Genomic DNA, 21,429 nt, shown 5'->3' on the forward strand with positions numbered 1-21,429 from the left:
TCAAGCAACATCATAAGAATTGGCTCCGTGATAAAAACGATTTAAACACTTGGAGCATTTTCCTAATTTTACCATAAATAATTCAATAAACAATGGTTCTTTCGCAGAAGCTATATAACCAAGTCCGTGTATCCCAAATAACATCAAGAAAGTTCTAAGATCATTTGAATTAATGAAAATTAGCATGCAAGTTAGAACGTTTAATATTGCAAACATATAACTCACACCAAAAAGCATTGCAGGTCTTGTAAGACCTTTAAACAATTGATCTGTTTGTATATTACCTGTAGACATATCCTTGTCCTTCTAATTAATAGCTCTAACACTAATACTACATCATTAATTAAAAATCCATTGAAATGAGTAGCACTTTAGGTAAGATAAGTAATTTAGCCCTAATGATGATAAGTTGGCCGTTTCAAGAAGCAGAAAAGATATTACAAGAGTTTCCTAACAAAAAAGAGATAATATTTGAGACTGGCTATGGACCTTCAGGTTTGCCGCATATTGGTACTTTTGGAGAAGTTTTTCGCACTACAGTTGTTGCAAATGTACTAAAGAAAATAGCTCCTAGTATAAAAATCAAAATCATTGTAGTATCCGATGATATGGATGGTTTGCGAAAAATACCAGACAATGTGCCAAATCAGGAGATGCTAAGGGAACACTTAAACAAGCCACTAACCATGATACCTGACCCATTTGGCACTCATGAGAGTTATGGTCATCACATGAATTCATTGCTGTGTAAGTTCCTTGATTTATTTGAGTTTGAATACGAATTTAGAAGTGCTACAGAGTGCTATAAGTCTCGTGTTTACGATGAAAAGCTCTTACTTTTGTTGAAAAATTACGATAAAGTGATGGATGTAATGCGTCCATCGTTTCGAGAAGAAAGACAGCAGACCTATAGTCCATTCTTGCCGGTATGTCCAAAAACTTCCCAAGTTCTACAAGTTCCAGTGATTGAAAGGGATACAGACAAAGGAACAATTACATACGAAGATGCAAATGGAGAAAAAGTAGAAGTTCCAGTGACAAAAGGAAGATGCAAGTTGCAATGGAAACCAGATTGGGGAATGAGATGGGCCGTATTTGGAGTTAATTACGAAGTTCATGGAAAAGATTTGACTCCATCTGCTGTGCTTTCAAGTCAAATATGCAAAATACTTGGGGAAAAGCCACCACTGCTATTTTGCTATGAGTTTTTCCTTGATAAAGAAGGAAAGAAGATATCGAAATCAAAAGGAAATGGCATTTCAATTGAAGAATGGCTTACTTACGCACCAACAGAGAGCTTGGCGTTATACATTTTTCAGAGCCCAAAAAAGGCTAAACGTTTATATTTCGATGTTATACTAAAATCGACTGATGAATATTTGGAGTTTGTTAAGCGTTACAATGAGAGTGAAGAAAAGGATGTAAACAGTCCTGTATGGCATATTCACCAGGGTAACGTTCCTAATATCAAAACTTCAGGCATAAATTTCTCATTGCTTTTAAATCTAGCAGCGGCCTGTAACGCTGAAAATAAAGAGATTCTTTGGGGTTTTATATCCACTTATACACCGAACGTTACACCGAAAAACAACAAAATGCTCGATAGGCTTTCAGATTTCGCAGTTAGGTATTATCATGACTTTATCAAGCCAGCGAAAGCATATAAGGCTCTAAATGAAAAAGAGAAAGAAACGTTGCTAGATTTAAAGAATGTCCTGCATTCTCTGCCTATTACGGCTACTGCTGAAGAGATTCAATCTCAGGTTTTTTCTGTTGGAAAAAAACATAATTACAGCAACTTACGCGATTGGTTTCAGCTGCTGTATGAAACGCTGCTTGGCCAAAAAATTGGCCCAAGAATGGGGTCTTTTATAAAGCTTTATGGAATAGATAATACTATCTCTCTTATAGAAAGTGCTATTGAACGTACACTTTAGCTTTCCATTTGAGCTATCTAGTTTTAAATTAGGTACAAAAACTACTTGACAACCTCCGCCAGTCCAATTATCATAGAATTGGAACTGTTCATTTAGCTTCAATCTGTGCAGATTAAACGACGAAAGTATCACGGTTGGCGTCTTATGTTTAATTTTTTGCACTATGTGCACCTTATGTCTTTATTAATTTCGCCTAGACTTCTAGGTTTTTCCCTATACAAGCTGAAACGCGCTTATAAGTCGTCAAGACAGTATAGTACGCCAATTTGCAGGATTAGAGAGTGAGCAACTTCTACCACGAGATTTCTTTTGCCTTTTTTTATTCGGTAAATTTCTTAAATATTTATAGCTAGTTGCAATTTATGAACGAACATTTGTTTTTACAACAAGTGGTGTCATGCCAGTGCTTGACACTGGCATCCAGGAATTTTATTAAGTTGGTGAGTATAAAAGTAGCTGTTTTATGATAAAATACGACGTTTTTGATGATTATGGAGATGCTGGATCCCAGTGTCGGAGCACTGGGATGACAAGAAGAGAGTATTGGGATGACAGGAGAAAGGGCTACTTGGAAGACACCACTTTGCTTCAATATTTGCAAGTTAACTACGTTCCTAAATAGATACCAAAGTTTTGAACCTAAACACAACCTTAATTCGCACCTAAAAAGGTGCGAAACGAGAGGTATTATGTCTAACAGCCACATATTATTCGGCTAATAAAAGATTTGCAAACGTTTTTTCAATTAACTATGGAAAAAATTTGTCTGCGTGAGAATTTTTCATAGCATTCAACGTATCATAATCTGTAAAATCTAATTTTATTGGTGTGATAGTGATAAATCCTTCTTTGATTTTACCTACACTACCACTACCTGAGTGTTCTCGAGACCAGTTTAAACTTAAAGAGCCATCTGAATTTTCAGTAAAGGTTAAATCTACATCAATGTTATATTCACCTTGCTCAACAAACTCTATTCCTTTTACTTTTTCCACAGCAGGAAGATTTACACTCATCGCTATATTTTTAGGCCAGCCAATTTCAACTAGTTTAGCAATAACCTTTGGTGCAAAAACCTTTGTATTGTGCCAGTTTATCACGTTATGATATACTTGGCTTAGCGCAATAGAAGGTATAGATCTTGCAGCGCCTTCCATAACAGCACCAATTGTTCCTGAGTAACAAACATCGTCTCCAACGTTTGATCCAATATTTACTCCAGATAATATTAAATCTGGCTTTTTATCCATGATCTTATTCAGCGCAATAATAACACAATCTGCAGGAGTACCAGATACACTGAATTCCTTTTTACCATGTTGGTTTACTCTAATAGATTGACTTATTGGGTAGTCAAGAGATCTTGCTGCTCCACTTCTGTCAGTATCTGGTGCCACTACCCATATTTCTGATGCAAAATTTTGTCCAATCTTTTTGAGTAATTTTATTCCTTCACTTTCAAAACCATCATCATTTGTTATCAATATTACCATATGAAATTTTATATACTCCAAAGTTATAATAAGTAATTCTAGCTACTGGTTGCAAATAAATATATCGCTCCTACCTACTTTCAATCATCTGCAGCTTCTGTTGGCTTTCTAGTACTTTACCTCTACTATGCATTAAATTCATGAAAATTCATAGCTTGACGAAAAAATTAATATGATTCCATATTTTTGCACTAATTCCAGTGTTGGGAGATAATTGTATATGACTAATTTGGAAAATTTGAGACAAGAACTTGCTAAATTGCAAATGCAGATAGATTATCATGATGTCTTATACCACAAAAAAAATAAGCCAGAAATCACTGATGCTAAATATGATGAGCTAAAGCAAAAGTTAACTGAGATAAAGGAACAACTTCCCGAAATTCATGCAACACAAGATAGTGTTGGTGCTGCACCCGATGAGAGATTTTCCAAAGTGGAACATCAGGAACCCATGCTTTCTCTTGAAAATGCTTATGATGAAGAAGGTGTAGAGAGGTTTTTATCTAAAGTAAAGAGGTTTTTAATTGAGGATGAAATAGAAATATTATGTGAGCTAAAAATTGATGGGCTGTCGTTTTCTGCAATTTATGAGGATGGAAGGTTTGTTAAAGCTGCAACTCGAGGCGACGGTTTTGTAGGAGAAGATGTCACCTACAATGTAGCAACAATAAAAGGCTTCCCTAAATTTTTGCAAGGTGTGCAAGGAAGGTTAGAAGTAAGAGGAGAAATATATATTAGCAACAGCGACTTTTTAAAATTAAATGAAAACAATGAGTTTGCCAATCCTAGAAATGCGGCTGCTGGTTCTCTGAAGCAGTTGGATGCGAATGTTACGGCAAGTAGACCACTTAGATATTTTGCTTATTCTTTGATTGGTGGAACGGAAAAAAGCCAAAGTGAAGTACTAGAGAGACTTGAGGAACTTGGCTTTTGCGTAAATGAGCATCGGTTCTTAACAAGCAGTTTGAATGGAATGCTGAAGTTCTATAACGAGATCTATGATCGTCGCTATAACTTGGATTATGATATTGATGGAATAGTCTACAAAGTCAATGATTTGATGCTGCAAAATCGTCTAGGAAGCACTCATAAAGCACCACGTTCAGCACTTGCGTACAAATTTTCTGCGGTTTATGCAAAGACAAAGCTAAACAAGATATTTATACAAGTAGGTAGAACAGGGGTTTTAACTCCTGTTGCAGATTTAGTGCCAGTCAATATTGGCGGAGTGCTAGTTAGTAGAGCAAGCCTGCATAACCAAGATGAGATAAAACGTAAAGATATAAGGGAAGGAGATGTTGTAACAATCAAAAGGGCAGGAGATGTGATTCCTCAGATTGTTAGAGTAGATAAAGGCTCTCGTCATACGGATGCACCTGAATTTGTATTTCCTGAAGTATGCCCTGAATGCGGTAGTGAAGTACAGATTGAGGGGGCGGCAATAAGGTGCCCTGAGGAATTTACATGCAGAGCTCAAATAATAGAAAAACTGAAGCATTTTGTATCAAAAGATGCATTTGACATTGTTGGCCTTGGTGAAAAGCAGGTAAAGTTTTTTTATGACCTTGGTTTGGTAAAGCAAATCCCAGATATTTTTACCTTAGAAGAAAAATTAAATGAATTTAATCTTGTAGAACAGTCTGGCTGGGGCGAGAAATCAATAACTAATTTATTAAATGCTATACAAAGTAGAAAGGCAATAACTCTAGATAGGTTTATATTTTCTTTGGGTATTAGATTCATTGGCCAAGTTGCAGCAGCATTGCTTGCAAATTATTATGTCTCTTATGATAACTGGTATAGCTCGATGATCAAACTGTTATCAAATGATGCTGAGATGAGCATAGATGGTACAGAGAAGAAAGCAGCCAAATCTTTTAGTGATGAGCTAGTAGGTATAGATGGCATAGGAGACAAAGCGGCTAAATCTTTGGAATCATTTTTTTCTAAGGAATATAACATCAAAATGTTAAATGATCTTACCGCATGTCTTCAAATTCCGCCTGTCAGCTCCAACTATAGCGATTCTATTTTGAATAATAAAGTTATAGTGTTTACCGGCAAACTACTTACTCTGAGTAGAGGAGAGGCAAAAGTAAGAGCCAAGGCTCTAGGAGCAAAAATCAGCTCAAATCTTTCTGCTAAAACTGACTATCTAATTGCAGGAGAAGATCCAGGATCCAAATATAAAAAAGCAGTAGAATTAGGCATAGAAATTTTAGATGAAGATCAGTGGCACAAAATGATAAATTAGGAAGTGTCTGAATGAACGTACCTTTGAGATGCCTTTTAGGACACCTTGTCTATCTCATTCTACCATTCCGCTGCACAAAAACTATCCCATAAAACATGAACCTTTCATATGAGCATGGCAAATTGCCATAGCAAGAGCATCAGCAGCATGGTGACATATTTATATCTAAATTTTTAACTATCTGTTTCACCATAAATATAACTTGATCTTTTTCAGCATGGCCATTTCTAGTAATGCTTTTCTTTACATAGCTTGCATCATATTCATTTATAGTTAACCCTTCTATCTCCAACGATAAAATCACGACCCCTCTCGCATATCCTAAAGTTAGCGAAGATTTAGGATTCTTATTAACGAAAACTTTCTCCACCGCAGCTTCACTTGGAGAATACAAAGAAATTACTTTTTTTTACTGTCCGAAAATTATGTGCAGAGGTTCACCCATGCTGAGTTTACTGTCAGTTGATATGGTCCCACTTTCCAGAAACTCAATATTACTTTTCTCACTCATATTGATAATAGCCCATCCGGTTTTATTTATTCCAGGATCGAGACCTATTATTTTAACCGCCTAAAAAACACTCAGCCAATAAATAAATACAAACAAAAATATCCAGACCACATCTACAAAGTGCCAATACCAGGAAGCAAATTCAAAGCATAAATGGTCTTGAGGTGTAAATTGATCTTTTCGAGTCCTGAACAAACATACTGACAAAAATATTATCCCTATTATAACGTGTGCGCAATGAAACCCGGTAATCATATAAAAATTGGACGCATAGATCAGCTTTTCTCCTGTTTCTTGTAGAGAAAAACTCGCCTCATGATACTCCATAGCTTGCACCATTATAAAAAATACCCCAAGCAATATAGTTGTTGATAGCATTTTAATCATGCTCTTTTTATCATTTTCGAGTAGAGAGTGATGTGCCCAGTTAATAGTTGTACCAGAAAGCAATAATATTAACGTGTTCATAAACGGTAATGACCACGGATCAGGTGGCAAAATTCCCTCAGGAGGCCATTCAACCCTTTTTGTAGGAGAAAATGCTTCAAATGAAAAAACTGGGTCAAGCCAGGCTTTAAAGAATGAACAAAACAACGCTATAAAAAATACAACTTCTGAAAGGATAAATAAGTACATTGCAACCTTAAGTCCATTTTTTACAATGGCAGTATGGCATTTATCATAAATGGCTTCTTTTATCACATCCCTCCACCAATAAAATAACACTCCCGATACCGCAGAAATTCCTAAAATTAAACTAAGTATTCCAAAAATCTGTTTATGGAGGGTGCCAACTAACCCAAGCGCAAGAATAAGAATTGTCGCTGATATAACAATTGGCCAAGGACTTGGATCCACTAAATGAAAATCATGTTCTTTACTTTTCATATCACCTTCAAAAATACGTATTAAGCATATAAATTAGCTCAAAATTGTCAATGTTCCTTAGGCACTTGATTGAATTTTGAAACATTATACGCACTGTTCCAAAAGTCCAACTCAAATTGTGCACTGATTCCAAATAATTCAAGCATTCTGCTCCTTTCATTTCCCCCTACTTTTTGGCAATATTCATCAACAATACTCTCTAAAGCGATGCACCCAGACTCTACTAAACTACCGCAATAAAAATCAAACCAATCTTTATATCTGTTATTTTTCTTAATCTTACTCTTCATGCTATCAATAACAACCTTATATATAAAATGGCAGGAGTATAAAATTGCTATAGCTTCATAAGTGTCGTTATATGAGGTAGACAAAAGAAAATTAGTGAAATTGAAGCATTCAAGGGACTTTTCTCCACGATTTATGGAATACACAGCAAAGTAGTGGTTATATAAAACTCTCATAATGGCCATTGCGCCCTGAGCCACTTCTATGAGTGGAGTAATATTGTTACAATTTTCTACTTTGGATGCAGTGATTAAAACGGTACGAATATAATCATTTAAGAATAAGGCATCTTGTTGAATATAGAATTTGAAGCTCTCTATGCTTAGAGTATTATTTGCCAATTCAGCATTAAAAGGATGTTCAATCACGTTCTTTAAAAGATTTGATCCATAATAATTCTTAATTATGCCGCTGAACACTATAATACCATCAAGACCAAGATGTGAGCAACTTTCGACTAACAGGCTTTTACCATAGGTATATTAAAGTAATACACCTCATCCCAAAACACTAACTCTAGCTCCAGCCCTCTCTTAAAAAACTCACGCATTTTTTTCTTCTCATATTCACCAGCTTCTTTATATAGCTTATTTGTAATATTGGTGACCTCATCAATTGCAGCATTCATTGTTTTGCTATTATAAATGTTGATCCATCCTTCGTACTTGTTGTTTTTAACCTCCCTAGGTGTTACCTTGTTCATCATATGATGCACAACGATTTGGTATATGTTGAAGCAAGGGTAGGACGCTGCTAAAGCTTCAGCAACAGAATTATGGTATGCAGCACACATGAAAAAGTCAGTAAAGGCAGAACAAGTCCTTGATTTCTTGTGATTATCGGATAAATCACAATCTTCAAAATATTTTTTATATTGTTTTCGAACATCAAATGTTCCCCTTGCTACATTGATTAAACTATTCATTATTTCAACGTCATTCACTTTAGCTGCAATAACCAACAAAGCACGAGTGCAGTCTAGTAAATATAAAAAATCCTGCTGAAGATAAAATTTAAATTTTTCATAATCTAGCGTACTGTTCATTAACTCAACATTAAAAGGATGTTCTTTTATTTTTTCAACAAGATCAGAAGATTCTCTTACAGCTATATCGTAGAATTTCTCTTTTATTTTGTTACACATTTTGTGAGCTCCACATAAATATGAAAATTATCACTAGTATAATATAATTATTATGAAAAGCTAATTATACTTTAACAATAGGTTAGTATATCAGTATTAAGCTATAAATCAAAAACTTTAGCAATCTAAAGAAATTTTTTTATTGTTCCCCATATTAAACTCCCTACAAAGAATATTAGACAAATCTATGTTTTCCCAAGAGAATCCACCATCTTCTTCTGATTTCTTGCCAAAGTGTCCATAACAGGCTGTACGTTTATATATAGGACGGTTAAGCAATAAATGTTTGATGATACCTTTAGTTGATAAATCTATGTTATCTTCGATAAGCTTTTTAATCCTCTTCTCATCTACCATATTTGTACCAAATGTATCAATGTAGAATGAGGTAGGTTTTGACACACCAATTGCATAAGAAAGCTGCACAAGGCAGCGCTTGGCTAAACCTGCAAAGACAATATTTTTAGCAAGATATCTTGCCATATAAGCTGCAGACCTATCAACCTTTGTTGCGTCTTTTCCAGAAAACGCTCCCCCACCATGCGGAATATATCCTCCATAAGTATCAACCATGATTTTTCGTCCGGTTAATCCACAATCACCAACTGGTCCACCAACAACAAACCTACCAGTTGGATTGACCAAGAGGTTTTCCTCAGAACACATCCACCCTTTAGGTAAAGATGAAACTATGCAAGGGTAAATTATTTCTTTTACCTTTAATTGATCCAGATTTTCATGGTGCTGTATTGAAACGATAATACTTTCAGCGCATACTGGCAGGTTATTCTCATACGCCAGGGTGATTTGCGATTTTGCATCTGGACCAAGTTTTGCTTCTTTAGCTACACTCATGATATTCCTTAAAATCAAGTGCGCATAAAAAATGGGCGCCGGCATTAGACTTTTTGTCTCTGTCGTTGCATAACCATACATTATGCCCTGATCTCCAGCACCTTGATCTACCCCTATTGCAATGTCATTTGATTGTTCATGCAGCAATATATTTACTTTCACTTTTCTCCAGTGGAAACCATCGCATTCGTAACCAATATCTTTTATTGTATCTCTCACAATATTTTCAATTCTGCTATTTGCGATGTTAGGCCCAAACACTTCTCCCGCTATAATAACGTTATCTTTAGTAACTAAAGTCTCTGTTGCGGTTCGCGAGGAAGGATCAGTAAAAAGGTATTCATCAAGTATTGCATCTGAAATTTGATCCGCTACTTTATCTGGATGACCAGCTGCAACTGATTCACTGGTGATTAAAACTTTATATAAACTCATGCTTTAGGCTTCTGCTCATACAATGTTAAAGTTGTTATAGAAAATCTATTTAGTAATTACTAGATGGTGGGCCTGGGAAGAGTTGAACCTCCGACCTCACGCTTATCAGGCGTGCGCTCTAACCACCTGAGCTACAGACCCCTAAGCTGAAACTTGTATATTATCCGCAGGCAAAATATCAATAAAAGTCTTTTTATTTACTGACTTTCTAAATTTAACCCAGCCTTCTATCTTGGCAAAAATTGTGTGATCTTTACCCATACCAACATTCCTTCCAGGGTGAAATTTTGTTCCTCTTTGACGAACAATTATGTTACCAGGAATAACTTTTCCGTTCTTTTTTATTCCTAACCTACGACCTGCGGAATCTCTACCATTACAGGAACTACCGCCCGATTTTTTAGTTGCCATATCTTACCACTTACTTTTGAAGATTAATTTCATTGATACGAAGTACAGTTATATATTGCCTATGACCAGTTTTTCTACGGTAATTCTTTCTTCTCTTCTTTTTAAAAATTATAATTTTCTCCCCTCTGCATTGTTCAAGCACTTCAGCTTTGACAGTAGCGTTAGGTGAATAAGATAACCCGTTGTCTGAAAGGCAAACTACCTTATCGATCTCTACCTCCTTTCCTTTCTCAGCTTCTAGTTTTTCTACTTTTATTACACTACCTTTTTTTACTAGATACTGTTTTCCACCTGTTTCAATCACCGCAAACATAACAAATATACACTTTCACTGTTAACTTTAATCGTAAAGGATGTCATATATGCTGTCAAGACAAATAATTTTCCTCCTCTCAAGCTGCATTAAACACTTTCAGCAGACACGGGCATGGGTTAAAAGCAACTCTACAAGCTTTTGGTGGTTATATTTAACAGCATAATACAATGCTGTCCTGCCTTCATTGTTTTCAGCGTTAACGTCTGCGCTGTGTTTGAGTAATATTTTTGCTACATCAACCTTTCCATTCATAGCAGCTAAATGTAATGGAGTAACGCTATACTCACATTTAGCATTAATAACTCCTCTAAATTTGTCTGAATATTTTCCTTCCATATGTATTAGTATGGCCTTAATTGCTTTATAATTACCATTTTCCGTAAGCAAATGTAATGGTGTACTACTGTATTTGCCGTAAGTAGAATCAAAATAAAAGTCATCAATTAACTTATCGTGTTTGCTTACATATCTCCAAATAGACGTAGCATGACTTGCACTGTTTTGCGCCACATTACCACTGTTTATCAATCCTAGAGCCTTTCTGAGAACTTTTTCTCTTTTGCCTTTCTCTCGCAACTTTAATCTTGTTACTTTCTGTACTAACCTATGAATATTCAATACACTTTGGTTTTGCTCACCATCCACCATGGAATATCTCACAAGTAAACGAATGGCAGGCTTTAACTGCTTTTTCTTATAATCACTTGCAGAATTTAAGAAGATTTCTCTAGCGATTTTATCAGGTGCAAAGTAAGCCAAAACATCTAAAATCTCTGAAGCTAATGGTCCGTATTGCTTATCACCTCTTATTTTATCCATCGTGACTTCAAAAGCTGTAAAAGTTGTTTTAGTATAGTCATTATAATTCCTTGAAATATTTCAGACTTAAATAACTTCTTAGCTTTCTTTTCATACTCTTTTAGATAATCACTAATTTTAAACTTCTCTGTTATCCTCTGATCCTCGATATAAGATATTGCTTGTTGTATAGCTAAAGGAAAGCGTTGCAGCCTTCTCACCAAATTTTTTATCCCACGATCTTGCGATCTACCTTTTTTCGGTATATTAAATCCTTTTTTAACAAACTCTACAGCGTCTCCTTGCTCCAATTCTCCTAGCTTTATAACGTCTATTCCCTTTTCCAGTTCTCGATCATGCGAGGTAATTAAAATATAAGGCTTGTTAAGATCAGGAGACAAAAACGGCAAAAACTTACTTATCTTCTTGTACTCTTGAACGTTATCGAAAATGAATAGACCCCTACTTCTTGCAAAGAAAGTATATATTTCTTCAACAATAGCTTCTATCGTCTTGTCCCCTCCGTGTTTATCTTTAGGAGAAATACCTAATCTATTTATAGCTAACATTAAGAAAGAATCTTTTATAGTTTTAAAGTTTTTAGCGTTTATCCATATAATATTGCCATCATAGTCTTTTCTATATTTACAAGCATATTTTCTAGCTAACTGGCTTTTCCCCATCCCCCAGGACCACTAATAGATGTTATGTATGAAATTACAGTACCCTTGGGATTGCGTTGTATTGGTTTATGTAGCATTCCTAATTCCTTTTTTTCTTCCTGTAAATAGTCTTACTGGACCTCTAACATCAAACCAAACTGCTCCTAAAATTTCTTCTCTTATTTCTTCAAGTAGCGCTTTCGCTTGCTTGTATGATAGAAATCTTTCTCCTTTTTCTTCCATCAACTTCGGTACTTCTTCCTTGTAACGGCTGCAGAAGTGCTTCACATCGGTATTGCTGAATTCCTTGCAAAACTCACTTTTAATGATCTCACGCAGTTCAGTTCCGCTTGGCAAATTGACTGCAAATACTAATTTATTTAAAAAGTCTTCTATTTCTTCATCGCTGACTTCTCTACCTATCTCGTGCTTTATAAAATCCTTATTTTTCTGCAAGTACGAGATAATACTACTATCAAATTTATATCTTGTGCCATTACCTACATCCAGAAACTCATCTTGTGTATCTACCCTTATAACTGGAATTTCTTTTCCTTTATTCTTTCCACTCGACATCATTCTCAGTTTTCTCACTCTGTGTTGTGTCGAATCTGCGAAGTCAAAATCAGCGTTTGTAACAATAACAAAATCTTCTATTTTACCCTCAAACTCTCCATTACTTTTGATCTTCAAATAAGCAATGAGGTATTTATTAAGCCAAACGCACTATCCTTTCCTCGCGTTAATAAGTTACCTATGCTGATTTTTCTGTGTCTGTCCTCCTCATGCTTGATTTGTATAAATCTATGTACTACTTTTCCGCCTTGTTCATAACAAAGAACAGTATCATCAAAATCCTTATCTGACTCCTTCTCTGTGAATAGGTGAAAAGAATATTCCCTATCTACTGCACGTTTAGAAAACAGCGCTAGCCATCTCAATTGGTACATAATACCAGGAAAGGTGAATTTAACCACTGAGCAGGACGATCTTCTAAACACCCTTAACCTCACATAATTTTAAAAATAGTACCGATAAATAGTAAAAAAGTAATAAACCATGATACACAGATACCATACCATAGACCTGGAAACATTTGCAAGGTATGCTGTCAAGACAAATCCTCTCAAGTCGTATTAAACGCTTCAGGCAGAGGTCGTCCATAAATACCGAATTGACCCTACCAAGAAAAAGGCACACACACATTCGACAAAATGGGCTAATAGGTTGGACTTGAGTTATGTTAAACAGTATACGGACGGAATGGGATTCGAACCCATGGTACGCTCATCGCGTACGTCAGTTTTCAAGACTGGTGCCTTAAACCACTCGGCCATCCGTCCACTTCTTTTTTATCACAACATTTGATTTCAAGCAATCTATAAAAATTTCACTTGCCCACACAGAAGTTATTGAATATATTATCCAATACTTCTTCAACATTAATAACCCCAGTTATCGCACCAAGTTCAATTGCTGCAAGCCTTAAGTCTTCGGATATTAGTTCAATTGGACTGTCTATATTAAAACGCCGTAAATGTTCTATAGCTCTCTGCATGTAATTTCTATGTCTTTGCCGAGTAATCAAAGGAGCGTCTCTATTGCAGCCAAATTTTTCCTCTACTTTTTCTTTAATCACAGAGATTAGCCTCTCTGTGCCTATTCCTTTCAAAATAGAAATAGGTAAAAAATCTATGTTGTTAATTTTTATATTGTGATTATCGGTGGTATCGTCAGCTTTGCTCAGCACGTAAATGGTGTCACTATTTGTAACACTGCAATTGATATTGTGACGCTGTTTAAAAGGAAATAATTCTATTCTTAAATCAGCTTCACAAGACTTTTTTTTTGCACGACTTATGCCTTCTGATTCTACCGGATCTAAGCTCTCACGAATTCCAGCAGTATCACAAAGAATGATCGGATATCCGGAGATGTCAATATGAGCTTCAAGTACATCCCTTGTTGTGCCTACATATTCAGAAACAATAGCGATATCGCGTTTGGCAAGAAAATTAAATAGCGTTGATTTACCAGCATTTGGCTCACCAGTTATCACAATATGTAAACCTTCACGCAATCTTTCACCACGTCTATTATCATTTAGGTGCTCTTGTATTGACTGCACGAGAACTTGCACTTCGTTATTGACTTTTTCCAGCTCGTTTCTTTCTGTTGCAACATTCTCTGGAAAATCTATATATGCTTCAATTCTAGATTGCATTGCTATCAATTTCTGTCTCCAACCACTGTATAGTCTCTCCAATTCTCCTGACATCTGCCTGATTGCTTGTTTAGCTTGCATTTTTGTCTCGGCATCAATCAAGTCTGCAATTCCTTCTATCTGCGTCAGGTCAAACTTGCCATTTAGAAAGGCTCTAAGTGAGAATTCCCCAGGCTTAGCCATGACAAAGACTTTTGATAATTCCTCCAAGATAATCTTTATAACTGCTTTGCTTCCATGCACTTGCAATTCTATAACATCTTCGCCGGTAAAGCTGTTTGGAGTAGGAAAATAAATGACTATTCCATTGTCAATCAATTGACCTGAATCATCATATAGATCAACTAAAGTAGCAAATCTAGGTTTGATGTCTTTTTTAATATGAAAATGATTTAAAGCCTTAAGCGCGTGGCTACCTGAAATCCTGATTATTGCAACTCCTGACTTACCAAATACAGTTGATAAAGCGAAAATAGTTTCACCTGTGCTTGTCATACATAAACCAGTTTATTCCTTAGCAATGCTACACTTAAGAAACCAAAACACCTAATTTGAAAGCGCTCAAAATTTTTATTCATTTTACTAATTTGTATTAACGTAGCACTACTGTGTTAATAAATCAAAAACATCTATGAATATATTAGATAAAAAAATTTACAAAAGTCACCTATTGGCTAGTATTGACTTAATATTTATTATAGAATTGATTATTAACTAAACAATCTTGCTTATGCGTAAAATACTAATTTTATTGTTGATAATATTGCCAATCAGGTTGCTTGCGGTTGAGATTGAAATTATTGCAGATGTAAATGGTGAACCAATTTCAAATTTAGATATTGAAAAACGCGTTAATCTGATAAATTCACTGTTTCACACTGAAAATGGAAAGGAACTAAAGCTTCAAATTCTGAGGCAGCTAATAGACGAAATTATCATTATCAATGAGGCGCAAAGGTTAAATATAAAATTGAGTGATGAAGAGTTAAATGATGCCATCGTGTCATTTCTAACTCATAATTTTAAAATTAAGGATGATGAAATTGCTCAATATATAAAAGAACATGATATAGACCTTGACATCTTAAAAAAACAAATAAAATGTCAGCTTTTGTGGGGCAAAATTATTGAAATGAGAATCGTGCCATTTATCAATATAAGCAACAAGGAAGTAAACGATGCAAAAGGGCAAATAGAAAAGCCAGATTATCTTATCGCGTTCCAAGAGTTTATAGTTCCTAGCCAAGAGAGTGAGAATGTTTATAGTATAGCTGAGGATTTGGCGAAAAAATTACGCAATAGTAATAATGACTTTATTCCAGAACCTCCAATAAAGATGCGTAAAGCAACAGTTAATTTGAATCAATTGAAAGGCAACCTCAAGAGCGCTTTAGAAGGACTAGAAACTGGTGAAATAGCAGGTCCGGTCAGCCTTAACGAAGGTTACACTATTGTAAAAGTAATGGATAAAGTACAACTCGATTATGCGCTACTGGAAAGCACTTTAAAATTAAAACAGGTCGTGGTTAAAAGTTCTGAAAGTTCATTAGATGATCTCAAAGAGCAGAAAGTCAATTGTTTGAATTTTGATAAATTGGCAGATAATCTCAAGTTGCCAAATGCAAAAGAATTTGAAATAAAAATGCGGGATTTAAACCCTGATTTACAGGCTTTATTCAGTAAAACAGAGGTAAATGAAATAGTAGAATTCAGAGAAAATAGCACTGCCAGGTTAATGATGTTGTGTGATATCAAAAGCAATACGGCAGATACAGAAGCTATTAAACAGGAGATATACCAACAAAAGATTATGATACAAAGCAACTTACTACTGGATGATATGCGTAAAAATGCAGCTGTCAGTTATAGATATAGTTAACCGGAACTAGGACTTCCGAGCAGACATATCACTTGTGTGAGTACACAGCTTTGCCAGACACAACAGTGCGTAGTACGTGTCCTTTTACTTTACGCCCATCAAAAGGAGAATTTTTTGATTTACTAGCAAAGTTGTCAATTTTAATTTCCCATTCGTAATTTAGATCAACTAAAATTAAGTCTGCAGTAAGGTTTTTTTGTATACGACCACGTGGCACGTGTATTATATCCGCAGGCTTGTATGTCAATTTTGCAAGTACGTCAAATAGGCTCATTTGCCCGCTGTGGTAAAGTTCAAGTGAAAGAGGCAGCATTGTCTCAAGACCTACGATACCAAATGCAGCGTTCTCAAGTGGCAGATCTTTGGAACTACGATCATGTGGCGCGTGATCAGTTGCAATGCAATCAATCACACCTGTTTTTAAACCTTCAATCATAGCCAAGCGATCTTCCTCAGTACGAAGTGGTGGATTCATTTTTGCAATTGCTCCATGTAGTTTTACTATGTCCTCAGTCAAAGTGAAGTGATGAGGCGTTACTTCGCATGTGACATTCAATCCTAAATCTTTTGCACGTTTAATAGCGTCGAGTGAATCTTTTGCAGAAACGTGTAAAATGTGATAGTGCACGTTTTCCATATCTTTCATGAGCAGTATATCGCGACTTACCATAACCGATTCTGACGCACTTAAAATTCCCTTTACTCCCAATTCCTCAGAAATCTTACCTTCATTGATTGCACCACCTGCTGATAAATTTAAATCTTCCGCATGCTGAGCAATCGGAACGCCCAGCATACTTGAATAAAGTAGCGCCTGCCTCATAATCATTGGATTCATAACCGGCATACCATCGTCAGTAAATCCAACTGCACCTGCTTCCTTTAAAAGTGCCATTTCAGTCAACTTTTCTTCTGAAGTGGTGATTTTAGCGTAAAATTCAACGTTTACATATGAAGTTTCAAGTGCTCTATATTTCAAATATTGAGTCAAAACAACGCTATCAATTGCCGGAGCAGTGTTAGGCTGGCAAACCACAGTCGTAACGCCTCCTGCGGCCGCAGATTTGCTGCCTGTATGTATAGTTTCCTTATGCTCCTGGCCTGGTTCACGAAAATGCACGTGAATGTCAATAAGGCCTGGCATGAAAACAAGTCCTTCACAGTCTATTGTCTCATCAATCTCACTTGGAACTCCATTTGAAAATAACGACTCACCAAAATCAACGATTTTATTCCCTTCAGTTAATAGTGAACCTTTTATATCGAGTTTAGTTTCTGGATCGATAATGCGAGCATTTGTATATGCAATTTTGTAGCCCTCTTTCTGCCCTGTTTGCAATAAATTCCAAGTTTTAGTCATTAAATCGCAGCGTTGATTATGAAGTAAATCTAAAGTTTTTTTTAATAAAACACAACCAAATTAAAATGCGAACTATGTAGCTAAAGTCTTGTGTTGCCTTAATTCAGGCCATGAGGTGTTACAAGTTATGTAACACCTTTGCAATAAGAATATTATTCAGTTTGACATCATCAATGTGTTTTTTGGTAGTTCTTCGGCCCTCCTAACATCTGCATCAAGCTTTGTGCCTGGTATGTCTGGTCCAAGTAAATCGATCAGTTCCTCAGTTGGCACACTCTGAGTCAAGCCCTTTTGTTTCTCCCTTTCACTCTTAATTCCCTGGTAGATGCAGAAGCCAATAAAACTAATCGCTGCTACAGCGATAACACTTGCTACTATACAACAAGTCAGCATTATTTTTTCTTCATCTGCTACTGTTTCTGTCAAATCTGCAATATTGCTGCCATGATCTGCTACTGTTTCTGTAAGTGTTCCCACTTTTTCTTCTACACTTGCGAGCCTTCCTTGCAAACTGTTTAAGTGCTCTTGCATACTTTTAATCTGCCCAGCGTTGAGCAACTGACCTTCTTGCAATTTCTCTAATCTGCTAAATGCGATTTTAATCTGCTCAGCATTGAACTGCTGATCTTCTTGCAATTTTTTTAACGCACTAAACACCTTTTGAAACTGCTCAGCATCCATCTTTTGAAGTTTTTCTAGTGCTTCTATTGCTGATTCATTAGAACCGAAAAAAAAATCATGAAACCAATTTGTTGACATTTTTACCCTCTAGCTAATTAATATATTATAATTTTACATTCTCAATGGTTAAATTATTATTAAATAAGCTGTTTATAAAATGTAAAGATCCTTGCACCAGGAAACGTCATTATGACCAACCCTTTGATCATCGATTTTCTGTCCCTGAGCAAGATATTCACCTCCATTTTTAATAAAATTAACATCACATGATTGGAACATATCTCTTAATTCACGGTTAAAAGCAAGCTGAGCAATGTTCTGCTCAAAAAAATATGATTTATCAGATTTGGAATAGAGTATTGCACACATTGTGTCTTTATCTGGTCTAGCTTGGATTAGTTTCTCAATCTTTTCTTTACCTAGCTTTTCTTCAAATTTTGCCTTTATTTCATTTTAGTTGAGTATATTCTGCTTATACTTATCACAGATTTTTTCAATATAAGCAAATCTGTAACAGCAATTATGTCATTACCATTTTTATTCGCTAAAATTCCATCAGGAATTGTTATGTCACTTCCTATACCTTTTTGCTCATCATCCCTGCCATAAAGTTTTTTCTATGCTCTTTGTACTTATTGTTACTAATGCTATCGAGAACATCAAAATCCATATAAATTACTCCTTCTTCCATTTTAGATCCCTTTTGCTCACACAGCATACAATAAGCTGCAGTATACCGGAAGGTATCAATCTCAATCGCAAAGTGCGTTCTTTCCTGAGGTTCTTTGCTGTACATGTCATGAAAATAATCTTGAATGCTAATATCCTTTCCACTTACTTTCCACCCTTGATCAATTTCTTTCCAACAAAGGCTATATTTAGGGCCATGTAGATCTACGACATGTATTCCACCCACCCCTTTAAATTTATTCTTCAGTTCCTCGATTTGACCTGATTTAAATCCTGGTCCGTTAACAACCAAAAAAATATCTCTATCCTCATTAGTTCCTTGTTTATGTTTGATTAATACATCCACGTAGTTGAGTTTGCTATTCTTGCCATCTGGCAACGTTTTCCCAATGTCTTTTGGAACCCACGTTACGAGGATTGGTGCTGTGTTGGGCAAAATCTTTATTTTTTTATCCATATTTATAAATCTTTGATAAAAATCACTATGTTTTATAATATAGTAAGATTATTAACAATTATTGGATGCTCAGGAAAAACAATGGGAATAGAGTCTAAAATAAGTATTTTTTGTGTTGTATTATTAAATCATATTGATTAAACAATATTTTCATACGCAACACGTGTACATTATAAATCTTTTACACGTACTGCGAGTAATGAAGATTGAAATAAACATTTTTATGTTATATACTAAATTATATTAAAAAGATTAGTTGAGTAGGAGCAACCGATGGCACATCAAGAAATGGTAGCAATTAATGCAGAATTACGTGATGTAACAAAAACAAAAGCAATGTATTTCCTAAGAAAAAAAGGATATATACCTGCAGTTGTATACGGTAAAGGACATGATAATGTAAATTTAACATTGTCCGCGAAGGAATTCACGAAGCAATATAAATCAGGTTCCCTTTCTGCACATGTGATAAAATTGAACATTTCAGGTAAAAAAGAATATGCTCTTGTTCGCGATATTCAATGGCATGTGGTAAATGATACTGTACAACATGTTGATTTTCAATTCGTTGATAAAGGCAGTGAAATTAAAATAGACATACCTTTATCATTTATAAATGAAAGCAAATCTCCAGGAATCAAGCTAGGTGGAGTACTTAATGTTTTATATCGTTCTATTACTGTTAAATGCTCTCCTGATAAAATACCTCAGGCTATAGAAGTCGATTTATCTGGTAAAATGATCGGCCAGTCTATACACATAAATGATGTGAAATTGCCAGAAGGTGTTAAACTTGCAGCACACGAGGAAGAAAACTTCACTGTTGTTACAATCTCTGCTGCCGATAGTGACGTTGAAGAACCTCAAGCAGAGACAGAGGAATAGTGTATCTGCTAGTTGGGCTTGGTAATCCAGGTAGCCAATATGAGCTAACTTATCACAATATTGGCTTCATCATTGTCGATGCAATTTGCAAATGTTGGAATTTTCAGCCGTTCTCTAAAAAAGCTGATTACCTCATAACCTCTGGCATAATTAATGAAAATAAAGCTATATTGCTAAAGCCTTATTCATTTATGAATAACTCGGGCATTCCCGTTGCAAAAATACGAAACTTTTACAAATTATCGTTGGACAATATCATTGTTATACATGATGATGCTGATCTGGAACTTGGAAGAATAAAAATAAAGAAGGGTGGCAGCTTTGCTGGACATAATGGACTTAAGTCTATAGACAGTTTTATGGGTAACAATTATTGGCGCCTGAGATTCGGAATAGGCAGGCCCAATGATCAAAGAGATCTAGCGGATTATGTATTGTCCAAATTTGCAAATTTCGACAACGCCGCCTACTTAGTAGAAAAAATAGCAAAAAACATACACTTAATGCTGCAAGAAGATAACACAACTTTTATTAGATCTCTTGCATTATTGTGAGGAATTTTTAGAAGAAGCGCAACCGCAGAATACTTGAAACCGCTAACACGAGCGGAATGACGGTTTTTTGAATCTTCAGGGTGTCATCCAAGTAGCTCATCCAGGATACTATTTTAGTAATAAATATTTAAGAAATTTACCAAATGAGAAAAAAGGCAAAAGAAACCCCGAGTGGCTAGTTATTCACTATCTATCTTATAACATTGGCGTTTTTTGATGTTTTAAACGACTTATAAGCGCGTTTCAGCTTGTATAGGGAAAAACCTAGAAGTCTAGGTGAAATTAATAAAGACATGAGGCGCACATAGTGTAAAAAATTAAACATGAGACGCCAAATATGCTAAGTTTTTTTTGTTATTTAATCTGCACAGACTGAAGATAAATAATAGCTTCAGTATTATAATAAGGAAGTCGGAAAGGTTGTCAAGTAGTTTTTTTGTTTCTATGGCTAAAAAATCTGAATCCAGCTAGCTATCACAAAGGCATTATGACGGACAAAAGCAAATGCTTTTTGGTGAATAAATGAACCTTGCATTTTATCTTAGTTATTGCTATTCTAAATAAAAAAATCGGGGCGTGGCGCAGTCTGGTAGCGCATTTGGTTTGGGACCAAAGGGTCGGGAGTTCAAATCTCTCCGCCCCGATTCTTTTATCAACACATATCTTACAGATTTCTAAATAATTTTACAAGATACTGATTATCA

The 21,429-nt window shown here is 35.5% G+C and carries 23 protein-coding genes, 3 tRNA genes and 1 pseudogene; 7 read left to right on the forward strand and 20 right to left on the reverse strand.

Translation table 11 applies throughout. From position 1 onward, the window contains the following. Positions 1 to 294, reverse strand: a complete 294-nt coding sequence (locus AB6N09_RS00165) for a type IV secretion system protein VirB3 (protein ID WP_250778086.1) — start codon at positions 292 to 294, stop codon at positions 1 to 3. Positions 295 to 359: 65 nt separating this feature from the next. Between AB6N09_RS00165 and AB6N09_RS00170 the strand changes: the two genes are divergently transcribed. Both AB6N09_RS00170 and AB6N09_RS00175 read left to right on the forward strand, forming a co-directional pair. Continuing rightward, positions 360 to 1,937 (forward strand): lysine--tRNA ligase, encoded by a 1,578-nt coding sequence (locus tag AB6N09_RS00170; RefSeq protein ID WP_411130958.1) that lies wholly within the window; start codon positions 360 to 362, stop codon positions 1,935 to 1,937. 463 nt (positions 1,938 to 2,400) lie between these two features. Beyond that, positions 2,401 to 2,559 carry a hypothetical protein gene (locus AB6N09_RS00175; RefSeq protein WP_411130959.1) on the forward strand — a complete coding sequence of 53 codons (159 nt, stop codon included), beginning with the start codon at positions 2,401 to 2,403 and terminating at the stop codon, positions 2,557 to 2,559. A gap of 127 nt (positions 2,560 to 2,686) precedes the next feature. Here the strand turns inward: AB6N09_RS00175 and surE are convergent, their stop codons facing one another. After that, positions 2,687 to 3,430: a 5'/3'-nucleotidase SurE gene (gene surE, locus AB6N09_RS00180; protein ID WP_411130960.1), complete on the reverse strand. Its 744-nt coding sequence runs from the start codon at positions 3,428 to 3,430 to the stop codon at positions 2,687 to 2,689. A gap of 220 nt (positions 3,431 to 3,650) precedes the next feature. On the opposite strand from surE, the gene ligA reads away from it, so the two are divergent. Continuing rightward, entirely contained in the window at positions 3,651 to 5,687 is a 2,037-nt protein-coding gene (gene ligA, locus AB6N09_RS00185) for an NAD-dependent DNA ligase LigA (protein WP_411130961.1), read from the forward strand. A gap of 81 nt (positions 5,688 to 5,768) precedes the next feature. On the opposite strand, the pseudogene AB6N09_RS00190 reads toward ligA, so the two are convergent. From AB6N09_RS00190 to mnmE, 14 genes and pseudogenes are all read right to left on the reverse strand, one after another. Then, positions 5,769 to 6,198 (reverse strand): annotated as a pseudogene (locus AB6N09_RS00190) (crossover junction endodeoxyribonuclease RuvC). Positions 6,199 to 6,258: 60 nt separating this feature from the next. Next, positions 6,259 to 7,086 (reverse strand): cytochrome c oxidase subunit 3, encoded by an 828-nt coding sequence (locus AB6N09_RS00195; protein ID WP_411130962.1) that lies wholly within the window; start codon positions 7,084 to 7,086, stop codon positions 6,259 to 6,261. Positions 7,087 to 7,133: 47 nt separating this feature from the next. Further along, on the reverse strand, positions 7,134 to 7,742 hold the full coding sequence (locus tag AB6N09_RS00200; protein ID WP_411130963.1) for a TenA family protein: 609 nt from the start codon (positions 7,740 to 7,742) through the stop codon (positions 7,134 to 7,136). Positions 7,743 to 7,831: 89 nt separating this feature from the next. Continuing rightward, positions 7,832 to 8,518, reverse strand: a complete 687-nt coding sequence (locus AB6N09_RS00205; RefSeq protein WP_411130964.1) for a TenA family protein — start codon at positions 8,516 to 8,518, stop codon at positions 7,832 to 7,834. A gap of 117 nt (positions 8,519 to 8,635) precedes the next feature. Continuing rightward, on the reverse strand, positions 8,636 to 9,808 hold the full coding sequence (gene metK, locus AB6N09_RS00210) for a methionine adenosyltransferase (protein WP_411130965.1): 1,173 nt from the start codon (positions 9,806 to 9,808) through the stop codon (positions 8,636 to 8,638). Positions 9,809 to 9,872: 64 nt separating this feature from the next. After that, positions 9,873 to 9,949, reverse strand: a tRNA-Ile gene (locus AB6N09_RS00215). After that, a complete protein-coding gene (gene rpmA, locus AB6N09_RS00220) occupies positions 9,950 to 10,219 on the reverse strand; it encodes a 50S ribosomal protein L27 (protein ID WP_041045731.1) in 270 nt (89 codons plus the stop codon). A 10-nt stretch (positions 10,220 to 10,229) separates the two neighbouring features. Continuing rightward, positions 10,230 to 10,532: a 50S ribosomal protein L21 gene (gene rplU / locus AB6N09_RS00225; protein ID WP_411130966.1), complete on the reverse strand. Its 303-nt coding sequence runs from the start codon at positions 10,530 to 10,532 to the stop codon at positions 10,230 to 10,232. A 99-nt stretch (positions 10,533 to 10,631) separates the two neighbouring features. Beyond that, positions 10,632 to 11,354, reverse strand: coding sequence for an ankyrin repeat domain-containing protein (locus tag AB6N09_RS00230; RefSeq protein WP_411130967.1), 723 nt, complete (start codon positions 11,352 to 11,354; stop codon positions 10,632 to 10,634). After that, positions 11,342 to 12,016 carry an NB-ARC domain-containing protein gene (locus AB6N09_RS00235; protein WP_411130968.1) on the reverse strand — a complete coding sequence of 225 codons (675 nt, stop codon included), beginning with the start codon at positions 12,014 to 12,016 and terminating at the stop codon, positions 11,342 to 11,344. Before AB6N09_RS00235 ends, AB6N09_RS00230 begins: the two co-directional genes overlap by 13 nt. A gap of 66 nt (positions 12,017 to 12,082) precedes the next feature. After that, positions 12,083 to 12,688, reverse strand: a complete 606-nt coding sequence (locus AB6N09_RS00240) for a hypothetical protein (RefSeq protein ID WP_411130969.1) — start codon at positions 12,686 to 12,688, stop codon at positions 12,083 to 12,085. Continuing rightward, a complete protein-coding gene (locus AB6N09_RS00245) occupies positions 12,685 to 12,996 on the reverse strand; it encodes a hypothetical protein (RefSeq protein ID WP_411130970.1) in 312 nt (103 codons plus the stop codon). Before AB6N09_RS00245 ends, AB6N09_RS00240 begins: the two co-directional genes overlap by 4 nt. 254 nt (positions 12,997 to 13,250) lie before the next feature. Further along, positions 13,251 to 13,338: transfer RNA gene (locus tag AB6N09_RS00250), tRNA-Ser, on the reverse strand. A gap of 47 nt (positions 13,339 to 13,385) precedes the next feature. Then, a complete protein-coding gene (mnmE, locus tag AB6N09_RS00255; protein WP_411130971.1) occupies positions 13,386 to 14,714 on the reverse strand; it encodes a tRNA uridine-5-carboxymethylaminomethyl(34) synthesis GTPase MnmE in 1,329 nt (442 codons plus the stop codon). Between the two features lie 235 nt (positions 14,715 to 14,949). Here mnmE and AB6N09_RS00260 point away from each other — a divergent pair, with 235 nt between their 5' ends. Then, the gene (locus tag AB6N09_RS00260; protein ID WP_411130972.1) at positions 14,950 to 16,098 is read left to right on the forward strand and encodes a SurA N-terminal domain-containing protein; all 1,149 of its coding nucleotides are present in this window, start codon (positions 14,950 to 14,952) and stop codon (positions 16,096 to 16,098) included. A gap of 28 nt (positions 16,099 to 16,126) precedes the next feature. Here AB6N09_RS00260 and AB6N09_RS00265 read toward each other — a convergent pair whose 3' ends face one another. The 4 genes from AB6N09_RS00265 to AB6N09_RS00280 all read right to left on the reverse strand — a co-directional run bounded on the left by AB6N09_RS00265 (position 16,127) and on the right by AB6N09_RS00280 (position 19,286). Then, positions 16,127 to 17,458, reverse strand: a complete 1,332-nt coding sequence (locus tag AB6N09_RS00265; protein WP_411130973.1) for a dihydroorotase — start codon at positions 17,456 to 17,458, stop codon at positions 16,127 to 16,129. Positions 17,459 to 17,614: 156 nt separating this feature from the next. Beyond that, entirely contained in the window at positions 17,615 to 18,217 is a 603-nt protein-coding gene (locus AB6N09_RS00270; protein WP_411130974.1) for a hypothetical protein, read from the reverse strand. Positions 18,218 to 18,289: 72 nt separating this feature from the next. Further along, the gene (locus AB6N09_RS00275; RefSeq protein ID WP_411130975.1) at positions 18,290 to 18,418 is read right to left on the reverse strand and encodes a hypothetical protein; all 129 of its coding nucleotides are present in this window, start codon (positions 18,416 to 18,418) and stop codon (positions 18,290 to 18,292) included. Between the two features lie 298 nt (positions 18,419 to 18,716). Continuing rightward, positions 18,717 to 19,286: a hypothetical protein gene (locus tag AB6N09_RS00280; protein WP_411130976.1), complete on the reverse strand. Its 570-nt coding sequence runs from the start codon at positions 19,284 to 19,286 to the stop codon at positions 18,717 to 18,719. A 273-nt stretch (positions 19,287 to 19,559) separates the two neighbouring features. Here AB6N09_RS00280 and AB6N09_RS00285 point away from each other — a divergent pair, with 273 nt between their 5' ends. The 3 genes from AB6N09_RS00285 (at position 19,560) to AB6N09_RS00295 (ending at position 21,369) form a co-directional block, all read left to right on the forward strand. Beyond that, on the forward strand, positions 19,560 to 20,171 hold the full coding sequence (locus tag AB6N09_RS00285; protein WP_411130977.1) for a 50S ribosomal protein L25/general stress protein Ctc: 612 nt from the start codon (positions 19,560 to 19,562) through the stop codon (positions 20,169 to 20,171). Then, positions 20,171 to 20,725, forward strand: a complete 555-nt coding sequence (gene pth, locus AB6N09_RS00290; protein ID WP_411130978.1) for an aminoacyl-tRNA hydrolase — start codon at positions 20,171 to 20,173, stop codon at positions 20,723 to 20,725. The genes AB6N09_RS00285 and pth overlap by 1 nt, the downstream gene beginning before the upstream one ends. A gap of 570 nt (positions 20,726 to 21,295) precedes the next feature. Beyond that, positions 21,296 to 21,369, forward strand: a tRNA-Pro gene (locus AB6N09_RS00295). Positions 21,370 to 21,429: the final 60 nt, after the last annotated feature.

The organism is Wolbachia endosymbiont of Tettigetta isshikii, from assembly GCF_041154185.1.
Classification (GTDB): domain Bacteria; phylum Pseudomonadota; class Alphaproteobacteria; order Rickettsiales; family Anaplasmataceae; genus Wolbachia.